Source organism: Paenibacillus sp. FSL R7-0345 (assembly GCF_038595055.1).
Classification (GTDB): domain Bacteria; phylum Bacillota; class Bacilli; order Paenibacillales; family Paenibacillaceae; genus Paenibacillus_AQ.
Map to the genome: position 1 here is coordinate 3255919 of NZ_CP152002.1, position 13703 is coordinate 3269621.

A 13703-nucleotide genomic window follows, 5' to 3' on the forward strand; every position below is an offset into this window, starting at 1 on the left:
GGGGTGTTACAGCGCAGGTCAAACTAGGGTGGAACCACGAGCTGAACGCACTCGTCCCTTTTCGGGAGAGATGCGTTTTTTTGCGTTCAAATGTTCAATTACCTTAAAGAGACGGAGGCTACAATCATGGAGATCAAAGTAAAACTGCCGGATGGACAAATAAAAGGGTATTCGTATAACACTGATATTAGTGCAGTAGCAGAATCGATAAGTCCTAGCCTGAAGAAAAATGCAGTAGCAGGCAAAGTAGACGGAAAGCTGGTAGACCTGCATCATCCGCTTGTTAAGGACAGCCGGGTTGAGATTGTGACACTGGACAGCAAAGAAGGCCAGGACGTACACCGGCACAGCACTGCACATCTGATGGCACAGGCCATTAAACGCATATACGGCGGCAAAAAGGTGAAGCTGGGCATCGGTCCGGTCATAGAAGACGGCTTCTACTACGATGTTGATATCGAGCAGCCGTTGTCGAGCGAGGATCTGGCGGCAATTGAGCAGGAGATGAATGCTATTGTTAAGGAAAATCTGCCGATCATCCGCCGGGAAGTCAGCCGCAATGAGGCGGTTAACCTATTCTCAGGTTTGGAGGAGCCGCTCAAGCTGGAGCTTATCCGTGATCTGCCCGAAGACGCTGTTATCAGTATTTATGATCAGGGGGAATTTTCCGACCTGTGCCGGGGACCGCATCTGGCTTCAACCGGCCAAATCAAGGTGTTCAAGCTCATGAGCGTGGCTGGAGCCTACTGGCGGGGGGATTCGGATAATAAGATGCTTCAGCGGATTTATGGTGTGGCTTTCCTGAAAAAAGCCCAACTCGATGAGCATCTGCACATGCTGGAGGAAGCCAAAAAACGGGATCACCGTAAGCTCGGCAAGGAGCTGGAGCTGTTCATGTTCTCCGAGGAATCACCGGGCATGCCGTTCTATCTGCCTAAAGGAATGATTATCCGCACAGAGCTGGAGGATTTCAGCCGCGGACTGCAGCGCGAGCGGGATTACAGTGAGGTCCGTACTCCGCTGATGATGAACAACCGGCTGTGGGAGCAATCCGGACACTATGACCACTACAAGGACGATATGTATTTCACTCAGGCGGACGAAGCAAAGTTTGCACTGAAGCCGATGAACTGTCCCGGACACATGCTGATCTTCAAAAATAACCTGCACTCCTACCGCGAGCTGCCGATCCGGCTGGCTGAATTCGGGCAGGTTCACCGCAACGAGTCCTCCGGCTCGCTGAACGGGATGATGCGTGTCCGCACTTTTTGCCAGGATGATGCCCACCTGTTCGTGCTGCCGGAGCAAATCGAAGCTGAAATCGGCCAGGTGCTGGATCTGATCGACCATATCTATAATGTGTTCGGCTTCGAATACAAGGTGGAGCTGTCCACTCGTCCGGCGGATTACATGGGTGAAGAGTCACTCTGGGATCAGGCGGAGGCTGCGCTGGAAAAGGTGCTGCAAAACCGCGGCCTGCCGTACCGGATTAATGCAGGAGACGGTGCTTTTTACGGGCCGAAGATTGACTTCCACATCCTCGACGCGCTAAAACGGAGCTGGCAATGCGGCACAGTGCAGCTGGATTTCCAGATGCCGCAAAAATTCGACCTGACTTACGTCGGCGAAGACGGCCAGAAGCACCGTCCGGTAGTCATTCACCGCGCGGTATACGGCTCGATAGACCGTTTTATCGGGATTCTGACTGAGCATTTCAGCGGCGCTTTTCCGGTATGGCTGTCTCCGGTCCAGGTGAAGCTGCTTCCAGTATCGGTGAATCATGCGGACTATGCCTTCGAGGTAAAGCAGGCGCTGGCGGCTGCCGGAATCCGGGTAGAGGCAGATGTACGGGGTGAGAAGCTTGGCCTGAAGATCCGTGAAGCCCAGCTGGAAAAGGTTCCTTACATGCTTGTGCTGGGTGATAATGAGCGTAATTCCGGTACAGTCTCTGTGCGGAAACGGGAAGGCGGAGATGCAGGTCCGATGAGTATCGCTGAACTCGTTCAGCAGATATCTGCTGAAATTGCAGAGCGGAAATAAAAGTTCCTTCATTAATATGCAGCAGCTCCGTTTTTACATAAACGGGGCTGTTTTTTTATCAAAATCATACAGACAGGGACGGGCAGATCGTTTACAATCTAGGTAGAGCTGGTCTTTAACGGGAGATCGGCGTTTAGTTGTGCAGTATGCATTGAACTCATCCGCATTTTAGGAGGCAATTGTGTGATCTCGGAGAACATCAGACCATTAAACGGCACTTACATTCAAATGGTTCCCATGGAGGCAGCGCATAAGGCGGAGTTGACTGCAATTCTAAGCAATCCGCTAATCTGGGAATTTACCTGGAGAAAGATCACCTCCACCGCACAAGCAGAGCAGCTGATTGATACAGCGCTAATGAACAAAGAAAAGGGTCACGATTTGCCGTTTGTCATGCTGGACCGTTCAACCGGACGCGTTGCAGGCACCTCCCGGATTATGCATATTGACCATGCCCACCGCAATGCGGAAATCGGCTGTACCTGGATTGACCCGGAATACTGGAGAACACCTGTGAATACAGAAGGTAAAGCATTGCTGCTGCAGCATTGTTTCGAGGAGCTTGGCCTGATCCGGGTGAATTTCACAATCGTTCGCGGCAACCTGAGATCGCAAAGAGCGATTGAACGCATTGGCGCGGTAAAAGAAGGCATCCTGCGCAAACACCGGACCACCTCGGAAGGTACTGTTGTGGATAATGTACTGTACAGTATCGTTGATGAGGAGTGGCCGGGAGTAAAAGCGAATTTGCATTATCTTTTGCAGGAGAAATATGTGTGAAGCTATCAATCCAGTACTTACTGCAACGGGCTCTGCTATCAGCGGAGTCCTTTTTAACGTGAAGACGGAATCCTAGTTATGGGTCATAGCCAACTCTTTATTTCATTGATATAATAGAAACATATATTCGCAAGGAAAATGTTAGTTATCTGTGATTGCTAACCCATATTTCCCTGACAGGGGCTGATATGGGTTATGTTTTTTTGTCACCAATTACGAAGTGATGGCGGGGTTGGCTTATATATTATGAACTGGTCGGATTTTGGAGAACGGAATAAGCGGCTTAATCCGCTGTGGAGTCTTGGTGCGGGCATGAATCTCGGTGAGCTTCAGCCGTACAAGGAAATGATTGCGCTTAGTGTGCTGCTGCAGGTCTATTATCTGGAGCTGGAGTCGAATGAGCAGCGGTCCAAAGAGGATATTATCGGCCTGGCCTGGAGCTCGCTGGAACGCTTCAAGATCACCGGGCTGGGAACCGCGGAATCGGTGGAACGGCTGGTGGACGGATTGCTGTGGAGCGGCAACGGCGGTGATTTTGAAGCGGTATTTTACGATGATCTTACACGGCAGATAACGATGCAGAAATATAAATATTTTACCGTGGATGAGGATGCCACACGCAGCAGCTGGGAAGAGAGCGGAACCACAATCTACAGGCTCTCTGAGCATGCAATGGAGCTGATTTTTATGAGCCACGAGATTATTGAGGAGTTCCAGATCAGTATCAAACTGCTGGAGATCCAAATGCATATCAAGCATGGCCGGGTAACACGGGCGCTGCAGGATGTGAACGAGCTGATCTCCCGTGTGCGCAAGATGACCCAGCAGCAGCAGGAATACCGCAATGCGCTGCGCCGTAATCCGAAGCATATGTTCAGCGAATACGGCGTGATGCGCCACCAGCGGCTGGAGGAGATTCACCAGCAGTTTGACGAGGAACGCAGACACTTTGATAGTATTCACCGCTCGCTGGCGCGTCTGGCCAATGATGAAAAGGATCTGATCGATTTCAACGAGCTGCGGCTGCTGTCTGAACGGGTGGAGCTGTCGCGGAAGGTGCATGATGAGCTGGCTGAGGTGGTGCTGGGCATTTTTGAGGCGGAAACGAATCTGCGGCTGAACTTCCCCGAGCTGTTCTGGGGGGCTGCCGGCTTTAACTTCCGGACCAATGTATGGGAGGAGTGGGTGAAAAGTGACGGGCTTCCCTCCGGGGACAGTCTTGAGCTGCTGGTAGGCGGGTTGTTTGCACCGCAGCAGGACTTTATTTATCCGCTCGCCTGGGCATGGGAGGAGCAGGAGACCGGATTTTTGCCGGAAGAATGGCTGGAGGAGCCGGAGGCTGCCGGGGAAGAACCGGAAGAGACCTATATTCCCAAAACGATACCCTGGGCGGAGATTGCCGGGCTGTGGCTTCCCGTATTTGCGGGGCTTGCAGCTGAGGGCAGGTTCACCTTTGCTGCAGAAGCTTTTACGGAAGAAGAAAAGCTTGGCTGGGCGAACAACCCGAATGCGGTTGATTTATGGGCACAGTTTTTTCATGCTGAAGTGAAGGTACAGGAATCCGGTGAAGAGAATACGGCTGGAACAGATGAATGCCACAGGCTCATTCAATACCTGCTGGACAATCATCCTGAGCTGGAGTCTCTGCGTGGCAAGGTTCTAAGAACCAAAATTACCGGAACCGGGCAGCAGCCGGCGGTCAGATGGCCGGGGCTTGAGATGAGTCCGTACACTATTATTATAGAAGAAAGATGAGTGAATAGAGCATGAGTTATACATTGGAACAACTGCAGCAGGCGTCACGGCTCTTTTTTGATCTGCTGCGGCGGAAAGTGATTTCACTGGATGATCCGGCTGCAGCGGAGTGTCTGCAGGACACGGGCGCTTATGATGCTTTGCAATATTTGGCCAAAGAGGGAGGCTGCCGGATCATGAACTCCGGTCACCGCCTGCATCTGCTGGTTAATCCGCTGGGCTCGGGCTTTGCGACCAACTTCACCCAGCTGCGCAATAAATATTCACGGATTGAACGCAAGACGCATTTACATATTATCAACGTTATCATTCTAGTGTTTTTGGCGGAAATGGACCAGGATGAGCAGCATTTTAAACCCGGGCAGGACAGTATGTCTTACATCCAGCTGGCTGATCAGGTATCGGCCGTTTTGAAGGCCTGGTATGAAATGGATGAAGAGGGCAAGTTCAGCAAGCAGTGGCGGCTCGATATCCAGGCAATGTACAAGGTGTGGGCCAGCCTGTATATGCAGACCAAAAGCCAGGAGGATGCCGATACACTCTCTAGAGGCTCCGGTTCCCGGATCGGCTTAATCCATGAAGGGATGAAGCTGCTGGAGGACGAGCATCTGGTGTTCATTTCCGAGAATGAAAAACGGATTTTCCCGCGCGAGGAATTGTACGAACGGATGCGTTACCTGTATCACGATGTAGAACGCTACAAAGAGCTGAAGGCGCTCATCGGCAGCACACTGGCGGAGAAGGAGGGGGACGCCCATGCCTCGCATTGAACGGATCCGGATCGCCGGACTGAAGTATGAGAAAATGCTCAAGAAATACGACGATATGGTGCTTGACCTCTGCAACGACGAGGGGCCGGCTAATACCCTGATTACTCTGATGAACGGCGGCGGGAAAGGGGTGCTGCTGCAGTCGATTTTTCAGCTGCTGATTCCGAAGACTTCATGGGGGAAGGACAACGAGAATCAAGTCGAGGCTTTTTTCCATAATCACAAAAAACAGCTGAAGCCGTATACTTTCCACGTCGCCATTGAATGGAAGCTGGACTCCGGTGACCGTAATGAATACATTACCACCGGGATTGCCATGACAGCGCATAGCTCGGCGGATCAGCTTGAGATCAAGGTTGATTATCTGCTGTATACACTGACCGAATACGATGAGCATGCGGATATTACATTATCTACACTCCCTCTCTACAATGCTGAGGAGGGCGGTCCGGCAAGCTTTGAGGCGATTCAGCAGTTTGTACGGGAACGGCGCAACGAGATCGTATACTACGGAAGCAGCCAAGCGGAGCTGAAGAAATATTATGCGTTTCTGGCCGGACGGGATATCCACATCGGCGAATGGCGCAATATGAAGAAGATTAACGGTGAAGAGGGCGGGATCAAGGGCTATTTTCAGAAAAATGATGCCTTCACGAACCACAATCTGTTCGAAAAGCTCATTATTCCGGAGATCGGCTCCAGCCTGAATGACGGGGCGCGTGAGGAGGACGGTTCCCTTCAGCGGATGTTCACCGACACGGCAACGGTCGCCCAGCGGCTGCCGATGCTGGAGCAGCGGGAGAAAGCTTTTGCCGAGTTCACGGCGCTGGCTGCTCCGCTGCATGAGCTGGTCAAGCAGGGTGCGGAAGCGGAGCGGAGCTTTCAGGAGACGGAGCTGCTAGGCCGGCAGATTTATACGGTCATTTATGACGAGCTGAGATCAGCCGAAGACAACCGGGGCAGACAAGCCGACGAGCTTGTCCGACTGCAGACTGAGGCGCGGCAGCTGCGCTTTGAGGCGGATAACCTGAGCTACCTGCGCAGCAAAGAGGAGCATGACACGAAGCAGGAAGAGTTCAAAGCCATCAGCGATAACCAGGGACGTGCGCGTTCGCGGCTTGATGAATCCAAAGAGCAGGAGAAACGTCTGGAAGTAGCGCAATATCTGGCCAAACGCCAGGTGCATAAGCGTGAAGTCACTCAATGGCAGAAGGAAATTGAAGCGATCGAAGGCTCGCTTGAAATGAAGGAGCGGCAGGAGGTTATCCAGAGCGCCAAGGCGGAGCTGCGCCTGCAGTGGGATCAGGTTTTCCGGCTGTGGCAGCAGCAGCTTTCCGGATTTGCAGGCCGCCGGCTGGCACTCACGGCTGAAGAAGCCGGGCTGCGTAAAGAGCGGGAGAGCTATGTTCTGGAGCTGGGCGGACTGGAAAGCCGGATTAATGAGCTTACCGGCTCCATTCGTCAGTTCACCGAGGAAGCGGGCGTATTTGCCTCGCGGCATGGACTGGAGGCAGCCGGTGCGCCGGGACAGGCGCTGCAGAGGACACTTATGGCCGCCAATACTATTGCGGATTCAATTGCTGAACGCACTGCTCTGCGTGGTCATGGGGAAGCGCGTAAGCTCAGCCTGCGCACAAACCTGGCGGAGCTTCAGGCTAAGCTTACCGCTGAACGGCGCCAAGCGGACGGGCTGCAAAATCAGCTGGAAGCGCAGATGGGCCGGGAATCGCAGATGTGGTCCCAGCTTGTTGTACTGCTTGAGCTGTACGAAGAGCATCAGGTGCTGGGGGCAACAGCGCTGTTTGAAGCAAAAGCATTGATCCATGAGCGGTTCATCCGCAGGCTGGAAGATACTGAGCAGCAGACCAAGCGGCTGCGCAGGGAGTTCTATCACCAGCAGCTTGACGTAGAGCTGCAGCAGGAAGCTTATTGGCTGCCTAATGCAGATGTGCTTACAGTCAAGGACAGACTGGATGCACTCAAAATCAGCTCCATACCCGGCAGCTCTTACCTGAATGACCTGAGTTATCTGCACCGTGAAGAAGAGCTTGGGCGTCATCCGCTGCTCCCATACGGTCTGATTGTTACACAGCGCGAAGCGGACAAAGTTCCGACGGACGCATTGAAGAGTGTCATTCTTAAATCGGCTGTCCCTGTCTTTATCCGCGAGGAAATGGGAGGAGCAGCAGCCGTGGAACCGTTCCTCCTGCTGGCAAATCAGGGGCCGCAGATGGTTCTGCAGCCGGAGCAGTTCAATGACTGGAAGCGCGGAATTGCCTCCCGGCTGAAGGAGAAAGAAGAAGAGCTTCAGGATGCGGAAAATTATTTATCCAAGCTGAAGACAGCCCGGCAGGAGTTTGAGCGGCTGTTCCAGGGCGAGCATACGGTAAGCTTGAAAGCTAAGCTCCGTGAGTTGGAGCTGGTCCTTAAAGAGCTGGATACAGCGGTGTCCGGTCTAAAGACAGAGATCGGTGAGAATGACGAACTGCTTGCATCCAGTCAGAAGGAGCTTAATGAATACGAGCAGGAAAAGGCCGGACTGGAGCAAAGAGCCCAGGCTTTGCGGCTGTGGGAAGAGCGGACCCGGAAGCAGGAACAGGATTATAAAGACAAGCAGAGAGCAGTTGACCGCAGGCAGGCGTTGAATAAAGAAATCTCAGTTAAAGACCAGGGACTGGTACAGCTGAAGACGGAGATGGAGAGTGCGGCACAGCTGCGGGAGCAGTGGATCGGCGACACCCGCTATTCACTGTTCCCAAGGCTGCAGAGCTGGTTCCCGGAGCTTGTTTTCCCTAATGACCGTCAGGCTGAAACGGACTTGGCTGAGGCCGAGATAAGCCCCGATACACAGAATAAAATGCTGCAGCTGTTAAGTACAGTAGAAAGCCTGCAGCAATCGCTGACTCATAATGAGCTGGAAATCCGTACACGGCAGGGGAACATCAAGCGTGCAGGCGAACAGCTTAATGAGCTTGAAGCTGCTGTCTATCAGGTTGACCGCGACTGGCAAAAAGCGCCCGAGCCGCAGGATTCACCAGAAGCAATAGCTGCAGCGCGGGTGCGGCAGAAGAATGAGACGGTGTATCTGGAGGAGGATTACCAGAACGTACGCGAATCCTACATCCGCTGCCAGACGATTCTTGAGAACCTGCAGAAGGAACTGCGCAAAACGGAAAAGACGATCAAGGAGAAGCATGAACGGCCTGTTGAAATATGGACTGACACGCTCTCTGTCAAGGAGCAGGAGATTACGGAGGATACCCGTGAGAATGAACGGCAGTTACATTTGTGCAAACAACGGCTCTCTGCTGTGGATCAATGGCTGCAGACACTGGGCAATCAGCGACAGATTCTTGACACTCATGTGGAGGGCCGCGTTCAGCTCCGTGATGTACCGGAGGAGGTACAGCTTCAGGTGCGCGATAGCTGTGAACGTATGGTTGCTGACTGGCTGCTGCAGAGTAAAGAAAGCCGCGCACAGCGGACTGAACTTACCCGTAAAGTAAAAGAAGAGAAAAATGACTTGAGCAGCAAGCTGGCCAAGTGCGGCTGGAACAGTGAGCTGGAGACCAAAATCCAGGAACGGCTGAACACCGTCCACTGGGAAGACTTCTTTATTGCCGGGCAGGTGCTGGATTCAATGCTGCAAAGCTCACGCGACCAGATTGAGAGCATCCGCAGCGACAAAGAGAGCATGGAGCTCTCACGCAAGCTATGGGTCGGACGCGCGGCCAAGCGGGTCGTACAGATTACGGATATCCTCAAGCGCATGGAGCGCCGGATGATTATTCACAACGAGAACGGTCATGCCTTTCCGCTGGTGAAGCTGAATTATAAGCATATTAGCGTGCCCAAGACAACAGATGACATTGAGCCGCTGGTTAGCGACTATTTCAACCGCTGCATCAGCAGCCTGCTGGAGAAATATCCGAAGATCGAGCAGGTGCCGGCGGCAGCGGTTAAGGAGCTGATCAATGACGGCAAGCTCGTATACGCAGCCATGCAGAACCGCTTCCCGGTGCTTCAGGTGTACAAGCCGGTTACGGAGAATTACTTCCTGTATGCGGCGCCGGAGGAATTCCACTATTCCGACTGGGAGGTCATCAACCGCGGCGCGCTTGACGAAGCGGTCGGCAGCGGCGGTCAGCGCCAGTCGGTACAGCTGCTTGTCGCGATGATGATCATGACCCATAAACGGGTCAACCGCGAGAACAAGGGCTGGACTGTCTTCCTCTACGATAACCCGTTCGGCGAGATGGTCTCGAACAACGTGCTTGATCCCGTATTCGAGATCTCCAAGGCGCTGAGGTTCCAGTGGCTGATTGTGACGCCGCCGGAGCTGGTGAAGAATGATGTCAGTGTGCGGTTCGGCGTCTACTGGCAGCTGTACTTTGGCGGAGACAAGGGTGAGATGCTGGAGTCTACTTTGATAAAAGGCGGCAGGAAGATGATTCCCGCGTCGTTGTTCTAGCTGTACATTAATAAGACCCGTCTGGCAGATGCCTGGCGGGTTTGTTTTGAGTTAGGGTGTGTGGTGAAGCAAATCAAAGGCAAAAAGGCCTTTGATTCCGGCCTGCGTGGCCGAAAGAAGCAAATCAAAGGCAAAAAGGCCTTTGATTCGGGCCCACGCGGCCGAAAGAAGCAAATCAAAGGCAAAAAGGCCTTTGATTCTGGCCCGCGCGGCCGAATGAGGCCAATCAAAGGCAAAAAGGCCTTTGATTCGGGCCCACGCGGCCGAAAGAGGCAAATCAAAGGCAAAAAGGCCTTTGATTCGGGCCCACGCGCCGAAAGAAGCAAATCAAAGGCAAAAAGGCCTTTGATTCGGGCCTGCGCAGCCGAATGAGCTAAATCAAAGGCAAAAAGGCCTTTGATTCCGGCCTGCGTGGCCGAAAGAGGCAAATCAAAGGCAAAAAGGCATTTGATTCTGGCCCACGCGGCCGAAAGAAGCAAATCAAAGGCAAAAAGGCATTTGATTCCGGCCCTCTATCCGCTGGTTCCGCCCGCGATCCGCTTATTATCTTCTATTATTATTTTTCTTGAGATTAATATTAGTAATGAGTAATAGAATACAGCATATAATTAGTAGCAGATAGCCTGCAAATGCGAGTATGTCAGTTACTAAAACAAATATTATGCCAAACATACTCGAGCCGTAGCCGGACGGAAATATTCCAAGTCTTGCTGCGCTAAGCACCGGGTGATTTAGCAAAGCGAGGATGAAGCTTCCCAGCAAGCAATAAAGCAGATTTACATTGTTCTTCATTATGCAGCTCCTTATTATCCAATTATTTACTCTTCGAACGTTAAACGTATCATGCAGATTTATTGTTGTCGAGTAAAAATGTACTGTAGCCGGGTTAGCAAGAGTTGCGGACAGCATTAACTTCTGGCTGTAGAAATTGTAGATTTTTAACAATATCCGCAGACAGGACCGATATTAAAGGTAGAATAGACAAGCAGGGGGATTCAGATGAAGCACAAAGGGATTATGTTTACGCTAATTGCGATGCTGCTGAGTGTCATGCTGCTGCCGGGGACAGGCTGGGCTAAGCCGGCTGTGCCGGAGCATATGGATGCATTTTATGTGAATGACTTTGCCGGGGTCATTGACCTGAAAGCAGAAAATTATATGGTCAACTATGGTGTAAAGCTGCATCAGGAGACGGGGGCGCAGGTGGTGCTGGTTACGGTGGATTCCACCGGTGGAGCTTCAATGGAGGAGTATGCGAAGACGCTTTTTAATAACTGGGGAATCGGCTCGGCTGATAAGGATAACGGTGTACTGCTGCTGCTCTCGGTTAAAGATGACAATTACTGGGTGCTGCAGGGTGACGGACTGAAGAACTCGCTAACGGACAGCATGCTCTCGCAGATTCTTGCCCAGTCCCTGGAGCCGGATTTTGCCCGCAAAGAGTATGCGGCCGGGGCACGCAAAACTTACGGTGCTTTAATTGAAAGCCTGGGCGGGGTATGGACGGAGCCGCTGGGTACGCGGAATTTTGTAGCTGATAATGCGGGAGTCCTGCCGCAGGTTACAAGACTTTATCTTAATCAGTCCAGCAACCGTTACAAGACTACAACCGGCAGCGGTATTTACTTTGTAACAGTTAAGAATCCCGGGGGGAAAACCCTGCAGGATTACACATACGCCAAATATGCCTCGGTAGGCGCCGGTCCCAGAGATGTGATGCTTGTGCTCGACATTGAAGGCGACAATTATCATGTTCTGCAAGGCCGGGATGTGGATACCACGCTGACAAATACTGTGGTCGGAGAGATCCTGAACAAAGCGCTGGAACCGCAATTTGCCGCCAAAAATTATGCGGCCGGGGTGACTGCGGCGGCCAATGAGTTTTTTAGCTTTTTTCTGGCCAGGGCTGATCACAGTCCGGCAGCGGACCAGGCGTCATCCGGAGCTGCAGAAGCTGCAGAAGCTGTTACGAATCAAGCCACAGCGTCCATTGAAGCTGTAGAAACTGTCTCTGAACCTATATCCAAAGGCAAAGGCTTTGCGGTAGTAGGCATATTTCTAGGTGTTCTTGGCCTGATCAGCTTGGCATTCTCACGCCGGAACAGTCACATCGCCCGCTATGGCTTGCCTGTTAATCCGTACAGCCGGCGCAATATCCGCCGCTACGGAACGTGGCACGGCCAGCCGGGATACGGCTATGGCAGCCGCTGGTATAACCGGCGTCACCGTCCGCGCCGCAGAACGGCTCACTACAATAACACTGAGCCTCAACAAAGCCGCAGCAGTTTCTGGAACACTAATCACGGCGGCGGCGGGTCGAGCAGCGGCGGCGGAGCCGGACGCTACTCCAGCAGCGAAACAAATCATGGCGGAGGAGGATACAGCAGCGGCGGCGGAAGCGGCCGGTACTCTTCTCGTAATGACGATGATGACAGATCCTCACGCTCCTCCTCCTCCTCCAGCTCCTCTGGCGGGGGCGGAGGCAATGCGAGCAGCGGCGGCGGAGTCGGCAGACACGGCTAATGCTAAAAGGAAGTGGATAATTCCGTTTGCAAAGCCCTCTTCAACAAGAGGGTTTTCTTTTTATGTTACAGAATATGGATAATAAAGTGAAAATACTGAAACCTTTGCTCCCGGAAGATCGTCTATCATGGGAGAATGTGAGACTACCACTTTTTGCATGATATGCATGACCAGGGAGGAACCTAGCAGTGAGTACTTCATCTTTGCCCCAGCGCTCAAGCGCCAACAAGAAGAAACCCGTCAAAAAGAAACGCAAGAAAGTGAGCTTTCTGCGCAAACTTACCAGAGTATTTATGTTCTGCCTGCTGATGCTGACGATTGGCATGGGCTGGCTGTATTTTGCACCTTCTGCCCATAATGTCCGCTACCTGATTGCAGATACTTTGATTACAACACAGCACCGTTATATGGCTAAATATATAATCGGCGAAAATGAGCTGAAGAACAGAGTCGCAGAGTATAACCAGCGCTTTGATGATATGGGGGACGAGGTAGATACCCACATCATTGCAACACCCGAACCTCAAGCAGATGTCGAAGCCCCGGAAGAGAAACCGTTAGTGGAAATTGAGGAGGTAAGTGGAACCGGATATGCAGGTTATATAATGATTGTTAATGATCCTACCAAGGTCCGGCTGGGTATTCCGAATAAAGTAGGCTCCGGTGAAAAGGTATCCAGCATGGTAGCGCGTACCGGTGCGATTGCCGGCGTGAACGGCGGAGGGTTCGCTGATCCCAACTGGAGCGGTAACGGATTTAAGCCAATTGGGCTTGTAATTTCTCAGGGTAAGCTTTTTTATAACGGGCTCGGGGGAAAAACGTCCACACAGATCGTCGGGCTCGATAGACAGGGAAAAATGATTGCCGGCAACTATTCACTGGAAGAGCTGAGCAAGCTTGAGGTTCAGGAGGCCGTTTCATTTCAGCCGCGGATCATCGTGAACGGCAAAGGCCTGATCAAAAACGCTGCCGAAGGCTGGGGGATCGCTCCAAGAACGGCCATGGGCCAGCGTGCCGACGGGGCGCTGCTGTTTGTCGTGATTGACGGCAGACAGCCGGGCTACAGCATCGGGGCCAACCTGTACGATGTCCAGCAGATCATGCTCAAGCATGGCGCTGTGATTGCTGCTAATCTGGACGGCGGTTCATCGACTGTTCTGGTAAAAGATAATCAGATCGTCAACAAACCATCCTCACAATATGGCGAACGTTATTTACCGACAGCTTTTCTCGTATTCGAACATCCGGAGCAGGCGCAGATTAAAAATATCTGGGAGGGTCTTGATCCGTCCCAGATCGATGCCGCCAAGAAACGGACCCAGTAGACATATGACCGGAATTAAAGGTATGCTACCTAGTATAAG

The 13703-nt window shown here is 52.3% G+C and carries 8 protein-coding genes; all 8 read left to right on the plus strand.

What is annotated here, in order from left to right:
• The first annotated feature begins 126 nt into the window (after positions 1-126).
• Complete coding sequence (thrS, locus tag NST84_RS13890) at positions 127-2040, plus strand: threonine--tRNA ligase (RefSeq protein WP_342566131.1); 1914 nt, start codon at positions 127-129, stop codon at positions 2038-2040.
• Positions 2041-2223: 183 nt separating this feature from the next.
• Complete coding sequence (locus NST84_RS13895; RefSeq protein ID WP_342566132.1) at positions 2224-2820, plus strand: GNAT family protein; 597 nt, start codon at positions 2224-2226, stop codon at positions 2818-2820.
• Positions 2821-3066: 246 nt separating this feature from the next.
• Positions 3067-4575: a hypothetical protein gene (locus NST84_RS13900; RefSeq protein WP_342566133.1), complete on the plus strand. Its 1509-nt coding sequence runs from the start codon at positions 3067-3069 to the stop codon at positions 4573-4575.
• A gap of 11 nt (positions 4576-4586) precedes the next feature.
• Positions 4587-5345, plus strand: coding sequence for a DUF6063 family protein (locus NST84_RS13905; protein ID WP_342566134.1), 759 nt, complete (start codon positions 4587-4589; stop codon positions 5343-5345).
• Positions 5332-9816, plus strand: coding sequence for a hypothetical protein (locus NST84_RS13910; protein ID WP_342566135.1), 4485 nt, complete (start codon positions 5332-5334; stop codon positions 9814-9816). The genes NST84_RS13905 and NST84_RS13910 overlap by 14 nt, the downstream gene beginning before the upstream one ends.
• Before the next feature lie 63 nt (positions 9817-9879).
• On the plus strand, positions 9880-10188 hold the full coding sequence (locus NST84_RS13915; protein ID WP_342566136.1) for a hypothetical protein: 309 nt from the start codon (positions 9880-9882) through the stop codon (positions 10186-10188).
• 627 nt (positions 10189-10815) lie between these two features.
• The gene (locus tag NST84_RS13920; protein ID WP_342566137.1) at positions 10816-12339 is read left to right on the plus strand and encodes a TPM domain-containing protein; all 1524 of its coding nucleotides are present in this window, start codon (positions 10816-10818) and stop codon (positions 12337-12339) included.
• Positions 12340-12527: 188 nt separating this feature from the next.
• The gene (locus tag NST84_RS13925) at positions 12528-13664 is read left to right on the plus strand and encodes a phosphodiester glycosidase family protein (RefSeq protein WP_342566138.1); all 1137 of its coding nucleotides are present in this window, start codon (positions 12528-12530) and stop codon (positions 13662-13664) included.
• Positions 13665-13703 lie beyond the last annotated feature (39 nt).

Coding starts and splice junctions, on each gene's coding strand:
- NST84_RS13900 (WP_342566133.1), top strand. CDS start 3,067: ATGAACTGGTCGGATTTTGGAGAACGGAATAAGCGGCTTAATCCGCTG.
- thrS (WP_342566131.1), top strand. CDS start 127: ATGGAGATCAAAGTAAAACTGCCGGATGGACAAATAAAAGGGTATTCG.
- NST84_RS13920 (WP_342566137.1), top strand. CDS start 10,816: ATGAAGCACAAAGGGATTATGTTTACGCTAATTGCGATGCTGCTGAGT.
- NST84_RS13905 (WP_342566134.1), top strand. CDS start 4,587: ATGAGTTATACATTGGAACAACTGCAGCAGGCGTCACGGCTCTTTTTT.
- NST84_RS13910 (WP_342566135.1), top strand. CDS start 5,332: ATGCCTCGCATTGAACGGATCCGGATCGCCGGACTGAAGTATGAGAAA.